The 20,495-nt window shown below is 61.0% G+C and carries 22 protein-coding genes; all 22 read left to right on the top strand.

All coding sequences use genetic code 11. From position 1 onward, the window contains the following. Window positions 1–25 precede the first annotated feature (25 nt). The 22 genes from KVG85_RS12595 to KVG85_RS12490 all read left to right on the top strand — a co-directional run bounded on the left by KVG85_RS12595 (window position 26) and on the right by KVG85_RS12490 (window position 20,272). Entirely contained in the window at window positions 26–1,501 is a 1,476-nt protein-coding gene (locus KVG85_RS12595) for a sigma-54 dependent transcriptional regulator (protein WP_016771084.1), read from the top strand. Window positions 1,502–1,611: 110 nt separating this feature from the next. Beyond that, window positions 1,612–2,823, top strand: coding sequence for a sensor histidine kinase (locus KVG85_RS12590; protein ID WP_024012102.1), 1,212 nt, complete (start codon window positions 1,612–1,614; stop codon window positions 2,821–2,823). A 5-nt stretch (window positions 2,824–2,828) separates the two neighbouring features. Beyond that, window positions 2,829–4,211 carry a sigma-54-dependent transcriptional regulator gene (locus KVG85_RS12585; RefSeq protein ID WP_217864008.1) on the top strand — a complete coding sequence of 461 codons (1,383 nt, stop codon included), beginning with the start codon at window positions 2,829–2,831 and terminating at the stop codon, window positions 4,209–4,211. Window positions 4,212–4,339: 128 nt separating this feature from the next. Beyond that, a complete protein-coding gene (fliE, locus tag KVG85_RS12580; RefSeq protein ID WP_016771081.1) occupies window positions 4,340–4,669 on the top strand; it encodes a flagellar hook-basal body complex protein FliE in 330 nt (109 codons plus the stop codon). 14 nt (window positions 4,670–4,683) lie between these two features. Beyond that, a complete protein-coding gene (fliF, locus tag KVG85_RS12575; RefSeq protein ID WP_041479017.1) occupies window positions 4,684–6,471 on the top strand; it encodes a flagellar basal-body MS-ring/collar protein FliF in 1,788 nt (595 codons plus the stop codon). Continuing rightward, the gene (gene fliG, locus KVG85_RS12570; RefSeq protein WP_039761172.1) at window positions 6,464–7,483 is read left to right on the top strand and encodes a flagellar motor switch protein FliG; all 1,020 of its coding nucleotides are present in this window, start codon (window positions 6,464–6,466) and stop codon (window positions 7,481–7,483) included. Before fliF ends, fliG begins: the two co-directional genes overlap by 8 nt. A gap of 4 nt (window positions 7,484–7,487) precedes the next feature. Next, window positions 7,488–8,294, top strand: coding sequence for a flagellar assembly protein FliH (gene fliH / locus KVG85_RS12565; protein ID WP_217864007.1), 807 nt, complete (start codon window positions 7,488–7,490; stop codon window positions 8,292–8,294). Beyond that, window positions 8,284–9,642 (top strand): flagellar protein export ATPase FliI, encoded by a 1,359-nt coding sequence (gene fliI, locus KVG85_RS12560; protein ID WP_016771077.1) that lies wholly within the window; start codon window positions 8,284–8,286, stop codon window positions 9,640–9,642. Before fliH ends, fliI begins: the two co-directional genes overlap by 11 nt. A 6-nt stretch (window positions 9,643–9,648) precedes the next feature. Further along, entirely contained in the window at window positions 9,649–10,098 is a 450-nt protein-coding gene (gene fliJ, locus KVG85_RS12555) for a flagellar export protein FliJ (RefSeq protein WP_016771076.1), read from the top strand. Window positions 10,099–10,288: 190 nt separating this feature from the next. Further along, on the top strand, window positions 10,289–10,594 hold the full coding sequence (locus tag KVG85_RS12550; RefSeq protein WP_217864006.1) for an STAS domain-containing protein: 306 nt from the start codon (window positions 10,289–10,291) through the stop codon (window positions 10,592–10,594). Between the two features lie 5 nt (window positions 10,595–10,599). Beyond that, window positions 10,600–12,303 carry an ATP-binding SpoIIE family protein phosphatase gene (locus KVG85_RS12545; RefSeq protein ID WP_225926665.1) on the top strand — a complete coding sequence of 568 codons (1,704 nt, stop codon included), beginning with the start codon at window positions 10,600–10,602 and terminating at the stop codon, window positions 12,301–12,303. 30 nt (window positions 12,304–12,333) lie between these two features. Continuing rightward, window positions 12,334–12,681, top strand: coding sequence for an Hpt domain-containing protein (locus tag KVG85_RS12540; protein ID WP_016771073.1), 348 nt, complete (start codon window positions 12,334–12,336; stop codon window positions 12,679–12,681). Window positions 12,682–12,786: 105 nt separating this feature from the next. Then, complete coding sequence (locus KVG85_RS12535) at window positions 12,787–14,154, top strand: flagellar hook-length control protein FliK (RefSeq protein ID WP_217864004.1); 1,368 nt, start codon at window positions 12,787–12,789, stop codon at window positions 14,152–14,154. Window positions 14,155–14,491: 337 nt separating this feature from the next. Continuing rightward, on the top strand, window positions 14,492–14,995 hold the full coding sequence (gene fliL / locus KVG85_RS12530; protein ID WP_016771071.1) for a flagellar basal body-associated protein FliL: 504 nt from the start codon (window positions 14,492–14,494) through the stop codon (window positions 14,993–14,995). Between the two features lie 9 nt (window positions 14,996–15,004). Further along, window positions 15,005–15,973 carry a flagellar motor switch protein FliM gene (gene fliM / locus KVG85_RS12525; RefSeq protein ID WP_003222890.1) on the top strand — a complete coding sequence of 323 codons (969 nt, stop codon included), beginning with the start codon at window positions 15,005–15,007 and terminating at the stop codon, window positions 15,971–15,973. Window positions 15,974–16,028: 55 nt separating this feature from the next. After that, window positions 16,029–16,487 (top strand): flagellar motor switch protein FliN, encoded by a 459-nt coding sequence (fliN, locus tag KVG85_RS12520; RefSeq protein WP_016771070.1) that lies wholly within the window; start codon window positions 16,029–16,031, stop codon window positions 16,485–16,487. Continuing rightward, entirely contained in the window at window positions 16,488–16,940 is a 453-nt protein-coding gene (fliO, locus tag KVG85_RS12515) for a flagellar biosynthetic protein FliO (protein WP_024012109.1), read from the top strand. It begins immediately after the preceding gene. Then, on the top strand, window positions 16,940–17,698 hold the full coding sequence (fliP, locus tag KVG85_RS12510) for a flagellar type III secretion system pore protein FliP (protein ID WP_016771068.1): 759 nt from the start codon (window positions 16,940–16,942) through the stop codon (window positions 17,696–17,698). Before fliO ends, fliP begins: the two co-directional genes overlap by 1 nt. After that, window positions 17,695–17,964, top strand: a complete 270-nt coding sequence (fliQ, locus tag KVG85_RS12505) for a flagellar biosynthesis protein FliQ (protein WP_016771067.1) — start codon at window positions 17,695–17,697, stop codon at window positions 17,962–17,964. Before fliP ends, fliQ begins: the two co-directional genes overlap by 4 nt. A gap of 3 nt (window positions 17,965–17,967) precedes the next feature. Then, window positions 17,968–18,753, top strand: a complete 786-nt coding sequence (gene fliR / locus KVG85_RS12500) for a flagellar biosynthetic protein FliR (protein ID WP_064362059.1) — start codon at window positions 17,968–17,970, stop codon at window positions 18,751–18,753. A 3-nt stretch (window positions 18,754–18,756) separates the two neighbouring features. Further along, complete coding sequence (gene flhB, locus KVG85_RS12495; RefSeq protein ID WP_071171448.1) at window positions 18,757–19,896, top strand: flagellar biosynthesis protein FlhB; 1,140 nt, start codon at window positions 18,757–18,759, stop codon at window positions 19,894–19,896. A 139-nt stretch (window positions 19,897–20,035) separates the two neighbouring features. Continuing rightward, the gene (locus tag KVG85_RS12490; protein WP_217864003.1) at window positions 20,036–20,272 is read left to right on the top strand and encodes a hypothetical protein; all 237 of its coding nucleotides are present in this window, start codon (window positions 20,036–20,038) and stop codon (window positions 20,270–20,272) included. Window positions 20,273–20,495: the final 223 nt, after the last annotated feature.

Below are 20,495 nucleotides of genomic sequence, written 5' to 3'. Positions count from 1 at the left end.
AGTTGACTAGGGAAGTTGCTATTGCATGTGGCGTGAAACCAAAATTCTGCTGATCGATGACGATAGCGTCCGCCGCCGCGACCTGGCGGTGATTCTGAATTTTCTTGGCGAAGAAAATTTACCCTGCGGCAGCCATGACTGGCAGCAGGCAGTCGGCTCTTTGTCGTCTAGTCGTGAGGTCATTTGCGTACTGATCGGGACCGTCAATGCTCCTGGCGCGCTTTTGGGCTTGCTAAAGACACTCGCAACCTGGGATGAGTTCCTTCCGGTTTTGTTAATGGGCGATAATTCTTCCGTTGACCTGCCTGAAGACCAGCGTCGCCGCGTCCTGTCGACCCTGGAAATGCCGCCCAGCTACAGCAAATTGCTCGATTCGCTGCACCGCGCCCAGGTCTATCGTGAAATGTACGACCAGGCCCGCGAGCGCGGCCGTCATCGCGAACCCAATCTTTTCCGCAGTCTTGTCGGCACCAGCCGCGCGATTCAGCACGTCCGGCAGATGATGCAGCAGGTGGCCGACACCGACGCCAGCGTACTGATCCTCGGCGAGTCCGGCACCGGCAAGGAAGTGGTTGCGCGCAATCTGCACTACCACTCCAAACGCCGCGACGCGCCGTTCGTGCCGGTCAATTGCGGAGCGATCCCTGCAGAGCTGCTCGAAAGCGAACTGTTTGGCCACGAGAAGGGCGCCTTCACTGGCGCGATCACCAGCCGTGCCGGGCGCTTTGAGCTGGCCAACGGCGGTACTCTGTTCCTCGACGAAATCGGCGACATGCCGCTGCCGATGCAGGTCAAGTTGCTGCGCGTGTTGCAAGAGCGCACTTTCGAACGCGTGGGCAGCAACAAGACCCAGAGCGTCGACGTGCGGATCATTGCCGCAACGCACAAGAATCTCGAAAGCATGATCGAGATCGGCTCGTTCCGCGAAGACCTCTACTATCGCCTGAACGTGTTCCCGATCGAGATGGCGCCGCTGCGTGAGCGCGTCGAAGACATTCCGCTGCTGATGAACGAACTGATCTCGCGCATGGAGCACGAGAAGCGCGGTTCGATCCGTTTCAACTCGGCGGCGATCATGTCGCTGTGCCGTCACGGCTGGCCGGGCAACGTCCGCGAGCTGGCCAACCTGGTCGAGCGCATGGCGATCATGCACCCGTACGGGGTAATCGGCGTGGTCGAGTTGCCGAAGAAATTCCGCTACGTCGACGACGAAGACGAGCAGATGGTCGACAGCCTGCGCAGCGATCTGGAAGAGCGCGTGGCGATCAACGGCCATACGCCGGATTTCAGCGCCAGTGCACTGCTGCCGCCGGAAGGCCTCGACCTCAAGGACTACCTCGGTGGTCTGGAGCAGGGCCTGATTCAGCAAGCGCTGGACGATGCCAATGGCATTGTTGCCCGCGCCGCTGAACGTCTGCGCATCCGTCGCACCACCCTGGTCGAGAAGATGCGCAAATACGGCATGAGCCGGGCTGGAGGAGATGAACAGGCGGATGATTGACGCCTGTTTTTCAAGCGCTTCATTTATAAGCGGTTTTTTTTAGGCACGGGTATTGCTATAGCCCTCGCAACGTTCCGTTTCACTGACGGTCAGCCAAGCGAGAGAGCCCAATGCCCCAAGCCGCCCAGATCTCTTCTGCCTCCAATATCGTGGGGCAACCCTCGTCCGTAGAGCAGGCAAGTCGTCAGGGGCTTGAGCAGGCCTTCCAGCTGTTCAACCAGATGTCGAGCCAGCTGACCGATTCCTACAGCCTGCTCGAAGCGCGGGTCACCGAACTCAAGGGTGAGCTGGCCGTGGTCAGCGCCCAGCGCATGCAGGAACTGGCGGAAAAAGAACGCCTGGCCAATCGCCTGCAAAACCTCCTCGACCTGTTGCCCGGCGGCGTCATCGTCATCGACGGCCACGGTCTGGTGCGCGAAGCCAACCCGGCCGCCATCGATCTGCTCGGCTCGCCACTCGAAGGCGAACTCTGGCGCCATGTGATCGCACGCTGCTTCGCTCCCCGTGAAGACGACGGTCATGAAATTTCCTTAAAAAACGGTCGACGCCTGTCGATTTCCACCCGCTCGCTGGATGCCGAGCCGGGGCAGTTGGTGCTGCTCAACGACTTGACCGAAACCCGGCATCTGCAGGATCAACTGGCACGGCATGAGCGTTTGTCGTCGCTGGGGCGCATGGTTGCGTCTCTGGCCCACCAGATTCGCACACCGCTGTCCGCCGCTTTGCTCTACGCCAGTCATTTGACTGAACAGCAATTGCCGGTGGAAACCCAGCAACGCTTTGCCGGGCGCCTGAAAGAGCGTCTGCACGAACTCGAACATCAAGTGCGCGACATGCTGGTGTTCGCTCGCGGTGAATTGCCGCTGACCGACCGCATTACGCCCAATGCCTTGATGCAATCGCTGCAGGCAGCGGCGTTGACCCATGTGCAGGATCTGCCAATTCGCTGGCAGTGCGACAGCCATGCCGGTGAGCTGCTGTGCAACCGCGACACGCTGGTCGGCGCGCTGCTGAATCTGATTGAAAACGCCATTCAGGCCAGCGCTGGCGAAGCGCGCCTGAAAGTGCATTGCTACACCAGAGGCAACACCCTGCGTCTGTGTGTCAGCGACAGCGGCAGCGGCATTGAGCCGACAGTTTTGGCGCGCCTCGGCGAGCCTTTTTTTACTACCAAAGTCACCGGCACCGGCCTCGGCCTGACCGTGGTCAAAGCGGTGGCCCGTGCGCATCAGGGAGAATTGACCCTGCGTTCGCGAGTCGGGCGCGGCACTTGCGCGCAGGTCAGTCTGCCGCTGTTTTCCGCTGCACAAGGAGTTGAATAAACGTCATGGGCATCAAGGTGTTGCTGGTCGAGGATGACCGTTCGTTGCGCGAGGCGCTGGCCGATACGCTGCTGCTCGCCGGCCACGACTATCAGGCCGTCGGCAGCGCCGAAGAAGCGCTGATCGCCGTCGCGCAACAAGCCTTCAGCCTGGTGGTCAGTGACGTCAACATGCCGGGCATGGACGGTCATCAATTACTCGCTCTGCTGCGCGCGCGCCAGCCGCAATTGCCGGTGCTGCTGATGACCGCCCACGGCGCCGTCGAGCGTGCGGTCGATGCGATGCGCCAGGGTGCGGCGGATTATCTGGTCAAGCCGTTCGAGCCCAAAGCGCTGCTCGATCTGGTGGCGCGCCATGCCTTGGGCAGCATTGACGCGGGCGAAGCGGACGGTCCGGTCGCCGTTGAACCGGCCAGTGCGCAGTTGCTTGAGTTGGCGGCACGGGTCGCGCGCAGTGACTCGACCGTTTTGATCTCCGGCGAGTCCGGCACCGGTAAAGAAGTGCTGGCGCGCTATATCCACCAGCAATCCCGGCGGGCCAGCCAGCCGTTTATCGCAATCAACTGTGCGGCGATCCCTGACAACATGCTCGAAGCGACATTGTTTGGTCATGAGAAAGGTTCGTTCACCGGCGCCATCGCTTCGCAGGCCGGCAAGTTCGAGCAGGCGGATGGCGGCACCATTCTGCTCGATGAAATTTCTGAAATGCCGCTGGGCCTGCAAGCCAAGTTGCTGCGCGTCCTGCAAGAGCGGGAAGTGGAGCGAGTGGGCGCGCGCAAGCCGATCAGTCTGGATATTCGCGTGGTCGCCACGACCAACCGCGATCTGGCCGGCGAAGTGGCGGCGGGGCGTTTTCGCGAAGACCTGTATTACCGCTTGTCGGTTTTCCCTCTGGCCTGGCGTCCACTTCGCGAGCGCACTGCCGATATCCTGCCGCTGGCGGAAAAGCTGTTGGCCAAACACGTCAATAAAATGAAGCACGCCGCAGCGAAGCTGTCGCCCGAAGCGCAGTCCTGCCTGACTGCGTATCCGTGGCCTGGCAATGTGCGTGAACTGGACAACGCCATTCAGCGCGCGCTGATCCTGCAGCAGGGCGGTTTGATCCAGCCGCAGGATTTTTGCCTGAGCGGTGCGGTGACATTTGCGCCGTTGCCGGTCACGGCACCGGTGATCCGCGAGGTGGAAATCGAGGCGGATTCTTCCGGCGCCCTGGGCGACGACCTGCGCCGCCGGGAGTTTCAGATGATCATCGACACCCTGCGCGCCGAGCGTGGCCGGCGCAAGGAAGCTGCCGAAAAGCTCGGCATCAGCCCCCGCACCCTGCGCTACAAACTGGCGCAAATGCGCGATGCCGGGATGGACGTCGAAGGTTATCTGTTCGCCACCTGACCAACGCTGCAAAACATTCCAGATGCTTTTCTCAGAAGGGTGCCCACTAGCTGGCACCCTTGTTGCTAATACCTGTGTACCCGCCGAGTGAGTGTCAAAAAATTGCGGGCCGCCCAAGAGAGTAGACCATGAGCCAAGGTATTGAATTTAATCGGTTGATGATGGACATGCAGGCCATGAAAGTGGATGCCATGTCTGCGCGTAAATCGACTGCCGCTGTCCCTGAAATCGCGGGCAGCAGCTTTTCCGACATGCTCGGTCAGGCGATCAATAAAGTCAGCGATACCCAGCAGGCGTCGACTCAACTGGCCAACGCGTTCGAGATCGGCAAGAGTGGTGTCGACCTGACTGACGTCATGATTGCGTCGCAAAAAGCCAGCGTGTCGTTCCAGGCTCTGACCCAGGTGCGCAACAAGCTGGTCCAGGCTTACCAAGACATCATGCAGATGCCGGTTTAAGGGCGAAATAAGTCATGGCAGAAGCAGTCGCTGATAACGTTCCGGCCAAGGCCACCCCGATCGACGGCAAACCGCCGCTGTTCGGCCTGTCCTTTCTGGAAAACCTTTCCCAGATGACCGTGCTGCGTCAGGTCGGCCTGTTGGTCGGTCTGGCTGCGAGCGTGGCGATTGGCTTTGCCGTGGTGCTGTGGTCGCAGCAGCCGGATTACCGTCCACTGTACGGCAGCCTTGCCGGCATGGACGCCAAGCAGGTCATGGAAACCCTGGCCGCCGCTGACATTCCCTATAACGTAGAACCCAATTCCGGCGCCTTGCTGGTCAAGGCCGACGACCTGTCCCGTGCGCGGATGAAACTCGCTGCCGCTGGTGTCACTCCCAGCGACGGCAACATCGGTTTCGAAATCCTCGACAAGGAACAGGGTCTGGGCACCAGCCAGTTCATGGAAGCGACCCGTTATCGTCGCGGCCTCGAAGGCGAACTGGCGCGGACCATCTCCAGCCTGAACAACGTCAAGGGTGCTCGCGTGCACCTGGCCATTCCGAAGAGCTCGGTGTTCGTCCGTGACGAGCGCAAGCCGAGCGCTTCGGTACTGGTCGAGCTGTACAGCGGGCGTTCGCTGGAGCCGGGCCAGGTGGTGGCGATTATCAACCTGGTCGCGACTTCCGTGCCCGAGTTGAGCAAATCGCAGATCACCGTCGTCGATCAGAAGGGCAACCTGCTCTCCGATCAGGCGGAAAATTCTGAAATGACCATGGCCGGCAAGCAGTTCGATTACAGCCGCCGCATGGAAAGCATGCTCACCCAGCGCGTGCACAACATTCTGCAACCGGTACTGGGCAATGATCGCTACAAGGCTGAAGTCTCCGCCGACGTCGATTTCAGTGCCGTCGAATCGACCGCCGAGCAGTTCAACCCGGACCAACCGGCGTTGCGCAGCGAGCAGTCGGTCAACGAACAACGCACCGCCAGCAATGGCCCGCAAGGTGTGCCAGGTGCTTTGAGCAACCAGCCGCCGTCGCCTGCCTCGGCGCCGCAGACCACCGGTGGCACCGCCGCACCGGCCGGGATGATCCAGCCGGGTCAGCCACTGGTTGACGCCAACGGTCAGCAGATCATGGACCCGGCCACCGGCCAGCCGATGCTCGCGCCGTACCCGGCCGACAAGCGTCAACAATCGACCAAGAACTTCGAACTCGACCGTTCGATCAGCCACACCAAGCAGCAGCAGGGCCGTCTCAATCGCCTGTCGGTGTCGGTGGTGGTCGATGATCAGGTCAAGATCAACCCGGCCAACGGTGAAACCAGCCGTGCGCCGTGGAGCGCCGACGAATTGGCGCGCTTCACCCGTCTGGTGCAGGACGCCGTCGGTTTCGACGCCAGCCGTGGCGACAGCGTCAGCGTGATCAACATGCCGTTCTCCGCCGAGCGCGGCGAAGTGATTGCCGATATTCCGTTCTACTCCCAGCCATGGTTCTGGGACATCGTCAAACAAGTGCTGGGTGTGCTGTTCATCCTCGTACTGGTGTTTGGTGTGCTGCGTCCGGTGCTCAACAACATCACCGGCGGTGGAAAAGGCAAGGAGCTGGCCGGTCTGGGCAGCGACGTGGAACTCGGTGGCATGGGCGGCCTGGACGGCGAACTGGCCAACGACCGCGTGAGCCTCGGTGGTCCGCAGAGCATTCTGTTGCCGAGCCCGAGCGAGGGTTATGACGCGCAGCTGAATGCAATCAAGAGTCTGGTAGCTGAAGACCCGGGGCGCGTGGCTCAGGTCGTAAAAGAGTGGATTAACGCAGATGAGTGATAACCGAGCCGCCGCCGTCAAACTGACCAAGGTCGACAAAGCCGCGATTCTGCTGCTGTCCCTGGGTTCGACCGATGCTGCGCAAGTGCTGCGCCACATGGGCCCCAAAGAGGTTCAGCGCGTCGGCGTGGCCATGGCGCAGATGGGCAACGTCCATCGCGAGCAGGTCGAGCAGGTGATGAGCGAGTTCGTCGACATCGTCGGCGATCAGACCAGCCTCGGCGTCGGTTCCGACGACTACGTGCGCAAGATGCTCACCCAGGCCCTGGGCGAAGACAAGGCCAACGGCCTGATCGACCGCATCCTGCTCGGTGGCAACACCAGCGGCCTCGACAGCCTGAAATGGATGGAGCCGCGCGCAGTCGCCGACGTCATCCGTTACGAACACCCGCAGATCCAGGCAATCGTGGTCGCGTACCTCGACCCGGATCAGGCCGGTGAAGTGCTCGGCAACTTCGACCACAAAGTGCGTCTGGACATCATTCTGCGCGTTTCGTCGTTGAATACCGTGCAACCGGCCGCCTTGAAAGAACTCAACCAGATTCTCGAGAAGCAGTTCTCCGGCAACTCGAACGCCTCGCGCACCACCCTGGGTGGCATCAAGCGAGCGGCCGACATCATGAACTTCCTCGACAGTTCGATCGAAGGCCAGCTCATGGACTCGATCCGCGAAGTCGACGAAGACCTGTCCGGTCAGATCGAAGATCTCATGTTCGTCTTCAACAACCTCGCCGACGTCGACGACCGTGGCATCCAGGCACTGTTGCGCGAAGTCTCTTCCGATGTGCTGGTGCTGGCCCTCAAGGGTTCGGACGAGGGCGTCAAGGAAAAGATCTTCAAGAACATGTCCAAGCGTGCTGCCGAACTGTTGCGCGATGACCTCGAGGCGAAAGGCCCGGTGCGCGTCAGCGACGTCGAAACCGCACAGAAGGAAATCCTCACTATTGCCCGTCGTATGGCCGAAGCCGGCGAGATCGTGCTCGGTGGCAAGGGCGGCGAGGAAATGATCTAAGCCCATGGATAAGCCTGACGAATCTGTGACGGATCTGATCCGCGCCCGCGATGTTCGTGGTTTCGAATCCTGGGCGCTGCCCAGCTTCGACCCGCCGAAACCGGAACCCGAGCCGGAACCGGAGCCCGAACCGCCGGAAATGGAAGAAGTGCCGCTGGAAGAAGTCCAGCCACTGACCCTGGAAGAACTCGAAAGCATCCGTCAGGAGGCTTACAACGAGGGCTTCGCCATCGGCGAAAAAGAAGGTTTTCACAGCACCACGCTGAAGGTGCGTCAGGAAGCCGAAACAGCGCTGGCGGCGAAAATCGCCAGCCTTGAGCTGTTGATGTCCAACCTGTTCGAACCGATCGCCGAGCAAGACACCCAGATTGAAAAGTCGCTGGTCGACCTCGTGCAACACATCACCAAGCAGGTGATCAAGCGCGAACTGGCCATCGATTCAACGCAGATCGAACACGTCATGCGCGATGCCCTCAAGCTATTGCCGCTGGGCGTGGAAAACGTGCGCCTGTACGTCAATCCGCAGGATTTCGCCCAGGTCAAAGCCCTGCGCGAACGCCACGAAGAAACCTGGCGCATCGTTGAAGACGAGTCGCTGTTGCCGGGCGGCTGCCGGGTTGAAACCGAGCACAGCCGCATCGACGCCAGCGTCGAATCGCGGGTGACCCAGGTCATGGCCAAACTGTTCGACCAGTTGCACGAGCAGGCCTTGCATCCGGCAGCGCCTGACTTGAGTCTGGACATTCCCGAAGACACCCCAGCGGCTGTCGACTCTGACGAGCCGCGCGCGGACGCCAGCGATGCGCCTTGAACGCACCAGCTTCGCCAAGCGCCTGAGCACCTACGCCGAGGCCACCGAGATTGCCGGCGCGCCGATCCTTGAAGGTCGGCTGCTGCGCATGGTCGGCCTGACCCTCGAAGCCGAAGGCCTGCGCGCCGCCATGGGCACCCGCTGCATGGTGATCAATGACGACAGCTACCATCCGTCTCAGGTGGAAGCGGAGGTCATGGGTTTTTCCGGCAGCAAAGTCTTTCTGATGCCGGTCGGCAGCGTCGCCGGCATTGCCCCGGGCGCCCGCGTGGTGCCCCTGGCCGATACCGGTCGTTTACCGATGGGCATGAGCATGCTCGGCCGTGTCCTCGACGGCGCCGGTCGCGCGCTGGACGGCAAGGGCGGCATGAAAGCCGAAGACTGGGTGCCGATGGATGGCCCGACAATCAACCCGCTCAACCGTGATCCGATCAGCGTACCGCTGGACGTCGGCATCCGTTGCATCAACGGTTTGCTGACGGTCGGCCGTGGTCAGCGTCTGGGTCTGTTCGCCGGTACCGGTGTCGGTAAATCGGTGCTGTTGGGCATGATGACCCGCTTCACCGAGGCCGACATCATCGTCGTCGGCCTGATCGGTGAGCGTGGTCGCGAAGTTAAAGAATTCATCGAACACATTCTCGGTGAAGAAGGCCTCAAACGTTCGGTAGTGGTCGCCTCGCCAGCGGACGACGCACCGCTGATGCGTATGCGCGCGGCAATGTATTGCACGCGCATCGCCGAGTATTTCCGCGACAAGGGCAAGAACGTTCTGCTGCTGATGGACTCGCTGACCCGTTTCGCCCAGGCCCAGCGGGAAATCGCTCTGGCCATCGGCGAACCGCCAGCAACCAAGGGCTATCCGCCCTCGGTGTTCGCCAAACTGCCGAAACTGGTGGAGCGTGCCGGTAACGCGGAGAAGGGCGGCGGTTCGATCACGGCGTTCTACACCGTACTGTCCGAAGGCGACGACCAGCAGGACCCGATTGCCGACTCGGCGCGGGGTGTGCTCGACGGCCATATCGTGCTGTCACGACGCCTGGCCGAGGAAGGCCACTATCCGGCGATCGACATCGAAGCCTCGATCAGCCGGGTCATGCCGGCGGTGGTTTCGCCGGATCACATGCAGCGCGCGCAGTACTTCAAGCAGTTGTGGTCGCGCTATCAGCAGAGCCGCGATCTGATCAGCGTCGGTGCCTACGTTGCCGGTGGCGACCGCGAGACCGATCTGGCGATTTCCCTGCAACCGCAGTTGGTCAGGTACCAGCGCCAAGGCCTCAACGACAAAATCAATCTGGGTGAAAGCCAGGCCTATCTGGAAACCCTGTTCGCCCCTGCGGCGGGCGGGTAACCGGCCATGGCCGTCAGCCGCGCCGCGCGCCTGGCACCGGTGGTGGATATGGCCGAAAAGGCCGAGAAAGCCGCCGTGCAGCGCCTCGCCTACTTTCAGGGCCAAGTCAAAGTTGCCGAAAGCAAACTGGCCGACCTCAATGCCTTTCGTCTGGATTACTCGCAGCAATGGATCGTGCGCGGCAGCACCGGCGTGACCGGGCAATGGCTGCTGGGTTTTCAGGGGTTTCTGGCGCAACTCGACACTGCCGTCGACCAGCAACGGCAGAGCCTGGTCTGGCACCAGAACAAGCTCGACAAGGCGCGTGAGGAATGGCAGCAGGCGTTTGCCCGCGTCGAGGGTTTGCGCAAACTGGTGCAGCGCTATCGCGACGAGGCGCAACGCCTGGAAGACAAGCGCGAGCAGAAGCTGCTGGATGAATTGTCCCAGCGCTTGCCACGGCGTGATGCCTTCTAAACCACACCGCCAAACCCTGTGGGAGCGAGCCTGCTCGCGAAAGCGCCGTGTCAGTCAACACTGTAGTCAACTGCCAGAACGCCTTCGCGAGCAGGCTCGCTCCCACACTTGTTCCACCGTTGCGCCTTGCCCCAAGCCTATCCAGGTGCTACACCTTGTACAGGTTCGTCAATGACAAGGAAGCCAGTCAATGTCAGTCGTTACAGAAGTCTCTCCAGACCAGAAAAAGCTCACCATCGCCGTCAAAGGCCGGTTCGATTTCGGTCGCCATCAGGAATTTCGCGAGTCGTATGAACGGCTCCCACACAAACCCGAATCCATCGTGGTCGATCTCAAAGAGGCCACTTACCTCGACAGCTCCGCGTTGGGCATGCTGCTCCTGCTGCGTGATCACGCTGGTGGCGACAATTCGGATATCCGCGTCGTCAACAGCAGCACCGATGTGAAGAAAATCCTCGCGATTTCCAACTTCGACAAACTCTTCGACATCAGTTGACGCCCATGCAGGCGCAAGAGCCGCTGACCATTCTTATCGCCGAAGACAGTGCCGCCGACCGGCTGCTGCTATCGACCATCGTCCGCCGTCAGGGCCATCAGGTGCTGACAGCGGCCAATGGTGCCGAGGCGGTGGAAACGTTCAAAGATCAGCAGCCTGATCTGGTATTGATGGACGCGCTGATGCCGGTGATGGACGGCTTCGAGGCGGCGCGGCAGATCAAGGCGCTGGCGGGTGAAGCGCTGGTGCCGATCATTTTCCTCACGTCGCTGACCGAGAGTGAAGCGCTGGCCCGTTGTCTGGAGGCTGGTGGTGACGATTTTCTGGCGAAGCCGTACAACCAGGTGATCCTTGCCGCCAAAATCAAGGCGATGGATCGCTTGCGTCGCCTTCAGGCCACGGTCCTGCAGCAGCGCGATCTGATCGCGAAACATCATGACTATCTGCTCAACGAACAACGCGTGGCCAAAGCGGTGTTCGACAAGGTCGCGCATTCCGGGTGCCTGAGTGCGCCGAACATCCGTTACCTGCAATCGCCTTACGCGCTGTTCAATGGTGATCTGTTGCTCGCGGCGTACACGCCGGCCGGTGACATGCACGTCATGCTCGGCGATTTCACCGGGCATGGCTTGCCGGCAGCGGTGGGGGCGATGCCGCTGGCCGAAGTGTTTTATGGGATGACCGCCAAAGGCTACGGCCTGGCCGAAACCCTGCGCGAGATGAACGCCAAGCTCAAGCGCATCCTGCCGGTGGACATGTTCTGCTGCGCTACCTTGCTCAGTCTGAGTTTCCAGAGCCGTTCAGTGGAGGTATGGAACGGCGGCATGCCCGACGGTTACTTGCACCGCATGGTCAGCGGCGAGCGCGTGCCGTTGCCGGCGCGGCATTTGCCCCTGGGGATTCTCAGCGCGCAAGCCTTCGATGACCGTACGGATGTGTATCCGATGGCCGTCGATGATCGGGTGTTTCTGTTATCGGACGGGGTGATCGATACCTGTGATGCCAATGACCAGTTGTTCGGCGTCGAGCGCTTGCAGCAGGTGTTTGCGGCGAACCGCGAGCCGGATCGGCTGTTCGAGGATATCGAACAGGCACTGCGCGATTTTCGCGGACAGGTCCGTGATGATGTGAGCATGGTCGAGGTCAGTCTGCTTGAGTCGGCGCAGGCCCACGGCGCGGCGCCGGTGTATTCCGACAGCGGCCAGTCGTGCCCGCTGGACTGGTCGGCCAGTTTCGAATTTCGCGGCGCCACGCTCAGGCGCTTCAATCCGTTGCCGTTCCTCTTGCAGTTGCTGCTAGAGGTGCATGGCCTGCGCGCGCAGAGCGGAGCGCTGTACAGCGTGCTCGCCGAGCTGTATTCCAACGCGCTGGAGCATGGCGTGCTCGGGCTGGACTCGAGCCTCAAGCGTGATGCCACTGGTTTTGCCCGTTACTACGAAATGCGCGCGGCGCGACTGGAGGCGCTGCAAGACGGTTTCGTGCGCGTGCATTTGCAGGTCCAGCCGCAAGGCGAGGGTGGGCGGCTGGTCATTCGCGTCGAGGATAGCGGCAAAGGTTTTGATGTGGCGCGGGTCATGGAGCGGCCCGTGGATAACGTCCGCTTGTCGGGACGCGGCATCGGTCTGGTCCGGCAACTGGGGCGCAACGCCACTTGGTCAGACCAGGGTCGTAGTGCCAGCGTGGCGTTTTTCTGGAAGATTGAGGCATAATCCGCCCATTCTTGATCAAGGAGTGAGCAAGTGACAGACCCACATGTAGATCGCGAAGTCCTCGATACTTTGCGCGAGGTGATGGAGGACGGCTATACGGAATTGCTGGAGACTTTTCTGGCAGATTCGCAAAGCCGCCTGCACGAGTTGCAGGACAGCACCAGCGCCAAAGCGCTTTCCGATGTAGCCCATAGCTTCAAGGGCAGTGCCAGCAACATGGGCGCGGTTCGACTGGCCGAGTTGTGCCAGGATCTTGAGTCGAATGCCAAGGACAAAAGTCCGGAAGCGCTCGCTCAACTGGTGGCCGATATCCATTCCGAATTCGCCGAAGTACGCCCGGTGTACGAAAGCGAAAAGCACCACGCCCACATCCACTGAAGCTGCCGCCCGGCGCTTTTCGCAAGTGTCTGGCCAAACTGGCCCGGCACTTGCAGTCATCTTGCTCAACTGTACCTACGATCCCAGTGCAGCGGAGACCGTGTCATGCCTGCGACCCCCAACATTCTTCTTCAGACCGCCGCCCAGGCCAAGGCGCAAGCCGCCTCTGCCAAATCGTCGGCAATGGCCGCAGACGCCGGGGACAAGGCTTCCAGCTTCGCCAGAGTGTTTGCCGATCAGGCGCCGGCCAAGCCTGCCGTGAGCGCTGACAATTCAGTCAAGCCGGCACGCGACAAGGTCGCGGACAGCAGCGGCAAAAAGGATATCGGCAAAGATCAGTCTGCCGCGCCCGAGCCAGCAGTTGCCGATAGCGGCAAAGCGTTGCCTGCCGACAAAGCGGCGGCGAGCGACGACGCGACTGCCACTGCCAATGACACCACTGAAACGGTACAAACCCCTGTGGCCGATGCCGCGCCTGTAGACCCGGCGCTTGATCCGGCCCTGGCGCAAGTCGTTCAGCCGTTGGTGGCGGCGCCTGTCGTGCAGGCTCCAGCAGTCGCAACCCCAGCCCACGCCGAAACCGAAACCCCGGCATTGGCAGTGGTGGCTGGCATGGTCAAAGATCCGGCGGCCACCGACAGCGAATTTGATCCGACAGCCGACCCGCTCGACTCGATGCCGGCCGTGCGCATGGCGATGGAGCAGGGCGGGCATATTTCCGCCGCCAGCCAGGCGCAACCGAAAGCCTCGCCTGCTCAGGCTCAGGCCGATGGCGAGTTGACCGCCGCGCAGAACTTCGCCGCCGGCATGGCCAGCATGCTCGACGTGCAGGCCGACAAGGACAGCACCAGCCAAGGCGGCGAACAAGCTTTCAGCGGGCTGATCGACGATGGCCTGAAGGATCTGAAGTCCGCCACCAGCGACACCCGTGTCGACGACTTCGCCAACCGTCTGGCGGCACTGACCCAGGCCGCTACGCCGAAAACCGCCAATGCGCTGCCGGTGAATCAGCCGATCGCCATGCACCAGAGCGGCTGGACCGAAGAAGTGGTCAACCGCGTCATGTACCTGTCCAGCGTCAACCTCAAAGCGGCCGACATTCAGTTGCAGCCGGCGGAGCTGGGGCGTCTGGATATTCGCGTCAACATGGTCCCCGACCAGCAGACCCAGGTGACTTTCATGAGCGCGCATCCAAGCGTGCGTGAAGCGCTCGACAGCCAGATGCATCGTCTGCGCGACATGTTCAACCAGCAGGGCATGGGCCAGGTGGATGTCAATGTCGCCGACCAGAACCGTGGCTGGCAGGGTCAGCAAGGTCAGGAACAGGCGCAGCAGGGCCAGAGTGGCCGGACCAGTGCTGCGGGTGGCCGCTTGGATTCGGTGGATGAGGAATTGGCGCCGGCTACTGTCGCTGAAGTGGCGGCGCAGACTACCAGCGTGATTGGCAGCAGCGCGGTCGACTATTACGCCTGAGCAAATCAAGAGCCCCTCACCCTAGCCCTCTCCCAGAGGGAGAGGGGACCGATTGGGGAATCTTGAAGAACTACGCCGACCTGAACGAGCATCGCTGAATCCGTTCGACATTCGGTGACCTGTTGGTTCCCGCCCTTAACTTGCACTCACCTCGGTTGTGCAGGTCGATGTCCAGCCCCATTACATCTCGGTCGGCCCCCTCTCCCTACGGGAGAGGGCTGGGGTGAGGGTGCTTTTGACTTTAGCGTCGTTCTCGACCTCCGACACTTCTGGCATAACACTTGCTCTTGCCTTGCCGTGCGACTGTGAAACCCCCGATTAGTGACGGATTATTGGCATGGCGAAGAGCGAAGCTGCAGCAGTAAAAGACCCCGCAACTAAAGGCAAACTCAAGCTGATCATCGTGATCGTGCTGGCGTTGCTGGTGGCGATCGGTGCATCCGTCGGGGCGACCTGGTTCTTCATGCACGGCGCGCAGAGCAAGCCTGCCGAGGCCGCTGAAGCAGCGCCGGTCGGCAAACAGGCGGCGATTTTCGAGCCGATGGCGCCGGCCTTCGTTGCCAACTACAACCAGAACGGCCGTCAGCGCTACATGCAGGTGAGCATCACCATGCTGGCGCGTAATCAGGCCGATCTGGACGCGCTCAAAGTGCACATGCCGGTTATCCGCAACAACCTGGTGATGCTCTTCTCCGGTCAGGATTTCGCCACACTGGCGACACCGGTCGGGCAAGAGATGTTGCGCCAGAAGGCCACCGCCAGCGTCCAGGAAGTGGCGCAGAAAGAACTGGGCAAAGTGGTCATCGAACAGTTGCTTTTCACTAATTTCGTACTGCAGTAGGAACACGACATGGCCGTGCAGGATCTGCTGTCCCAGGATGAAATCGATGCGCTGCTGCATGGCGTCGATGATGGTCTGGTACAGACCGATAATGCTGCCGAACCCGGCAGTGTCAAAAGCTACGACCTGACCAGCCAGGATCGCATCGTCCGTGGACGCATGCCGACGCTGGAAATGATCAACGAGCGCTTTGCCCGCTACACCCGCATCAGCATGTTCAACATGCTGCGCCGCTCGGCGGACGTGGCCGTCGGTGGCGTGCAGGTGATGAAATTCGGCGAATACGTGCACTCGCTGTACGTGCCGACCAGCCTCAACCTGGTCAAGATCAAACCGCTGCGCGGCACCGCGCTGTTCATCCTCGACGCCAAACTGGTGTTCAAGCTGGTGGACAACTTCTTCGGTGGCGACGGCCGTCACGCCAAGATCGAAGGGCGGGAATTCACCCCGACCGAACTGCGCGTAGTGCGCATGGTGCTCGAGCAGGCTTTCGTCGATCTGAAAGAAGCCTGGCAGGCGATCATGGAAGTCAATTTCGAGTACATCAACTCGGAAGTGAACCCGGCCATGGCCAACATCGTCGGCCCGAGCGAAGCGATTGTGGTCTCCACCTTCCACATCGAACTCGATGGCGGTGGCGGCGATCTGCACGTGACCATGCCGTACTCGATGATCGAGCCGGTGCGCGAGATGCTCGACGCCGGTTTCCAGTCCGACCTCGACGATCAGGACGAGCGCTGGGTCAACGCCCTGCGCCAGGACGTGCTCGATGTCGACGTGCCGATCGGCGCCACCGTGGCCCGCCGCCAGTTGAAGCTGCGCGACATCCTGCACATGCAACCGGGCGATGTGATCCCGGTCGAGATGCCGGAAGACATGATCATGCGCGCCAACGGCGTGCCGGCCTTCAAGGTCAAGATGGGCTCGCACAAAGGCAACCTCGCGTTGCAAGTGATCGAGCCGATCGAGCGTCGTTGAGGCGGCGCTTTTCACCCCCGTATTTAACCGAATTGTTGCCCGCCGAGGACACATGATGAACGACGATATGAACGCGCAGGACGACCAGGCACTGGCCGATGAATGGGCTGCGGCCCTGGAAGAAACCGGTGATGCCGGCCAGGCTGACATCGATGCACTGCTGGCTGCCGACGCAGGCACTTCCAGCTCCAACCGTCTGCCGATGGAAGAGTTCGGCAGCGTGCCGAAGAACAACGATCCGGTGACCCTCGACGGTCCGAACCTGGACGTGATTCTCGATATTCCGGTGTCGATCTCCATGGAAGTCGGCAGCACCGACATCAACATCCGCAACCTGCTGCAACTCAACCAGGGTTCGGTGATTGAGCTTGATCGTCTGGCCGGTGAGCCGCTCGACGTGCTGGTCAACGGCACCTTGATCGCCCACGGCGAAGTAGTAGTGGTCAACGAGAAGTTCGGCATCCGCCTGACCGACGTGATAAGTCCAAGCGAACGCATCAAGAAGCTGCGCTGAGTGAAAAGGTTTCTCTGGGTGCTGCTGGCATGGCCGTTGAGCGTGCTGGCTGCCGAGCCGAGCGCAACCACTGCCGCGCCTGCCGCCACCGCGCCAATGGTCAACAGCGGCGTGGCCGGTCAGTTGACGCAACTGGTGTTCGGTTTGCTGCTGGTGCTGGGTTTGATCTTTTTCCTCGCCTGGCTGTTGCGCCGCGTACAGCAGGCGGGGCCAGCGGGCAAGGGCCAGGTAATCGAGCTGATCGGCTCACGCGCGCTCGGTCCGCGTGACCGCTTGATGCTGGTGCAGGTCGGCAACGAGCAGATTCTGCTCGGCCTCAGCCCCGGCACCATCACCGCGCTGCACGTGCTCAAAGAGCCGGTCGAAGTCCCCACCGCCAGTGAAAAAGCGACGCCGGAATTTGCTCAGCATCTGCTGAAAATTCTTGGCAAGGACCAAAAGGATACGAAGTAATGGGTGCGCTCCGCATCGTCTTGACGCTGGTCCTGTTGCTGGCCGCGCCGCTGGCGTTCGCCGCCGATCCGTTGTCGATCCCGGCGATCACGCTGGGCACCAATGCCGACGGCGCGCAGGAATATTCGGTCAGTCTGCAGATCCTGCTGATCATGACCGCGCTGAGCTTTATTCCGGCGGCGGTCATTCTGATGACCAGTTTCACGCGGATCATCATCGTTTTCTCGATACTGCGTCAGGCCCTCGGCCTGCAACAGACGCCGTCGAACCAGATCCTCACCGGCATGGCGCTGTTCCTGACGCTGTTCATCATGGCGCCGGTGTTCGACCGGGTGAACAACGACGCGCTGCAACCGTATCTGGCGGAAACCCTCACCGCCCAGCAAGCGGTGGAAAAGGCTCAGGTGCCGATCAAGGACTTCATGCTCGCGCAGACCCGCACCAGCGATCTGGAGCTGTTCATGCGCCTGTCCAAGCGCACCGACATTGCCAGCCCGGATCAGGCGCCGCTGACCATTCTGGTACCGGCGTTCGTGACCTCCGAGCTTAAAACCGCCTTCCAGATCGGCTTCATGATCTTCATTCCGTTCCTGATCATCGACCTGGTTGTCGCGAGCGTGCTGATGGCCATGGGTATGATGATGCTCTCGCCGCTGATCATTTCGCTGCCGTTCAAGATCATGCTGTTCGTGCTGGTCGATGGCTGGGCGCTGATCATCGGTACTCTGGCCAGCAGTTTTGGAGGTGTTTCGCCATGACGCCGGAAGTCGCGGTCGATATCTTTCGTGAGGCCCTGTGGCTGACCACCATGATGGTCGCCATCCTGGTGGTGCCGAGCCTGCTGGTCGGCCTGCTGGTGTCGATGTTCCAGGCCGCCACGCAGATCAACGAACAGACCCTGAGCTTCCTGCCGCGTCTGCTGGTGATGCTGGTGACCCTGATCATCGGCGGTCCGTGGATCGTGCAGACGTTCATGGAATACATCATCCAGCTGTACAAAAACATTCCGATGGTCATCGGCTAAGCCATGCAATCGCTGCTTCAGCTGACCGACACCCAGATCAGCACCTGGGTGGCGTCGTTCATGTTGCCGCTGTTTCGCGTCGCCTCGATGCTGATGGTCATGCCGGTGTTCGGCACCACCCTGATTCCGCGCCGCGTGCGCCTGTATTTCGCCGTGGCGATCACTGTGGTCATCACCCCGGCGCTGCCGCCGATGCCCGCCGTCAGCCCGCTGGATCTCAGCGGCCTGCTGCTGATCGGCGAGCAGATTCTGGTCGGCGCCGTGCTCGGATTTTCCCTGCAACTGTTCTTCCAGGCCTTCGCCGTCGCCGGGCAGATTGTCGCGGTGCAGATGGGTATGGGCTTCGCCTCGATGATCGACCCTACCAACGGCGTTTCGGTGGCGGTGATCGGGCAGTTCTTCACCATGCTGGTGACGCTGTTGTTCCTGTCGATGAACGGCCATCTGGTTGTATTCGAAGTCCTCACTGAAAGCTTCACCACGCTGCCGGTCGGCGGCGGGTTGATGGTTGAGCATTACTGGGAGCTGGCCGGCAAACTCGGCTGGGTACTGGGCGCCGCATTGCTGTTGGTGTTGCCGGCAATCACCGCACTGCTGGTAGTCAACATCGCTTTCGGCGTGATGACCCGCGCTGCGCCGCAACTGAACATCTTTTCGATCGGTTTCCCACTGACCATGGTGCTCGGCCTGTTCATTGTCTGGGTGGGGCTGGCGGACATTCTCAACCAGTATCAACCGCTGGCCAGCGAAGCCTTGCAGTTGCTACGCGAACTGGCACGGGCGCGCTGAGTCATGGCAGAGAGCGAAAGCGGTCAGGACAAAACAGAAGACCCCACGGAGAAACGCAAAAAGGACTCCCGTGAGAAGGGTGAGATTGCCCGCTCCAAAGAGCTCAACACTCTGGCCGTGATGATGGCCGGTGCCTCTGCGCTGCTGATCTTCGGCGGCATGCTCGCGCAAGAAATGATGGACGTGATGCGCCTGAACTTCACCCTGTCCCGCGAAGTGGTCATGGATCAAGGCGCCATGGGCCGATTCTTGCTGGAGTCGGGCCTGATCGCGTTGCTGGCGATTCAGCCGGTGATGATCACGCTGTTGCTCGCCGCCATCATCGGGCCGATCTCTCTCGGTGGCTGGCTGTTTGCCGCAAAGTCGCTGGCGCCCAAATTCAGCCGGATGAACCCGGCAGCCGGCATCAAGCGCATGTTTTCGTTCAAGGCTGTGGTCGAACTGCTCAAGGCCCTGGCGAAATTTCTGATTACCCTGGGCGTGGCGCTGGTGGTGCTGTCCGCCGACGTCGATGACTTTCTGCGCATTGCCCACGAGCCACTGGACATGGCGATCATTCACAGCGTCTTGCTGGTGGGCTGGAGCACCCTGTGGCTGGCCTGCGGCCTGATCATCATCGCGGCCGTCGACGTGCCGGTGCAGCTCTGGGAAGCGCACAAGAAACTGCTGATGACCAAGCAGGAAGTACGCGACGAGCACAAGGATCAGGAAGGCCGCCCGGAGGTCAAACAACGCATCCGCCAGACCCAGCGCGAAATGTCGCAACGCCGGATGATGGCGGCGATTCCCGAAGCCGACGTGGTCATCACCAACCCGACCCACTACGCCGTCGCACTCAAATACGACTCGGAAAAGGGCGGCGCGCCGGTGCTACTGGCCAAGGGCAGCGATTTCATCGCCCTGAAAATCCGCGAAATCGCAGTGGCCAACAACGTCATGCTGCTTGAATCGCCCGCGCTGGCGCGCTCAATCTATTACTCAACTGAGCTTGAGCAGGAAATTCCTGGCGGGCTGTATCTGGCGGTGGCGCAGGTGCTGGCGTACGTCTACCAGATCCGCCAGCATCAGGCGGGCAAGGGCAAACGGCCGGATCCGTTGAAGGATGATTTGCCGATTCCGCCGGATTTGCGTCGGGATTCTTGATGTTGCTGCGCAGCCATTGGTCTGAGATCTCCCCTTACTGTCAACTCTGACAGGTGCGCTCGCCGTAATTTTGCAGTTTGATGCAAGGTGCTGCCGCGCGCTCGCACGGCCGGGCGGGCGAGTGCAAGGGAGCAAGGCAATGAAAGGTATTTTCAGCAGCTACGATGAAAAAACCGGCAAAGGGACCATCACGCCGAAGCAATCGGGACGATCCCTTTCCTTTGCCGAAGCCACGGGTTTTTTTCTGATTGCCAAAGAATACCGATTCAGCATTCCATTGGCTGATGCCTTGCAGGCGAATATCAAAGTGGGCGGCGAGGTCGAGTTCGAATTGCCCAGGAGCAAGAATGGAAAAGTAAAAATCCTCCGGTATTGAGCAATCGATCGCAAGGCCGCTGAAACGAAAAAACCGCCGGCCCTGTTCAACGGGCCAGCGGTTTTTTTATGCCTGAAAATATGTGCTGGCTGTGAGGTCGCCTTCGGCGGATCGCCGCCAGAAGCAAGCCTGCTCCCACATGTTCGTCTGTGGATCAGGGATTTGTGAACGGCGCAGATCCGTGTGGGAGCGGGCTTGCCCGCGAAGACGTCAGCAGCCACGC

It is taken from the genome of Pseudomonas triticicola (assembly GCF_019145375.1).
GTDB classification, from domain to species: domain Bacteria; phylum Pseudomonadota; class Gammaproteobacteria; order Pseudomonadales; family Pseudomonadaceae; genus Aquipseudomonas; species Aquipseudomonas triticicola.
Note: the sequence above shows the minus strand (reverse complement) of the source record. Positions and strands in the feature narration are given on the sequence as shown.